Annotated in this window: 1 protein-coding gene; it reads right to left on the reverse strand. The window is 40.0% G+C overall.

The window, feature by feature from the left end:
• Window positions 1-34: 34 nt before the first annotated feature.
• Window positions 35-255 (reverse strand): hypothetical protein (locus ON062_RS13715; RefSeq protein WP_274647701.1); only part of this gene is annotated, 221 nt, incomplete at its 5' end.

Consider the following 255-nt stretch of genomic DNA (forward strand, 5'->3'; position numbering starts at 1 on the left):
CTCTAAAAGAAGAACAAACAACTGCACTTAAACTTTATGTTGATAAGAAATGTTTGTTTGCCGGTGTTTTGTTGCTCTGATTGGTTGTCTCCGCCTGTCGATAACGCCCCTTGGAAATCAAAAATGAACTGAGAGGTTCCAGACTAATACGCATTTGCAAAGTCCAAGCATTCTTGGGTAATGATTTGACTTTAGCTTCTCTCCAGGTGTGGGGACAAACATTACTTTCCAGGCTCAGATTAAAGATATGGCAAA

The organism is Microbacterium sp. C7(2022) (assembly GCF_028823665.1).
GTDB lineage: Bacteria > Actinomycetota > Actinomycetes > Actinomycetales > Microbacteriaceae > Microbacterium.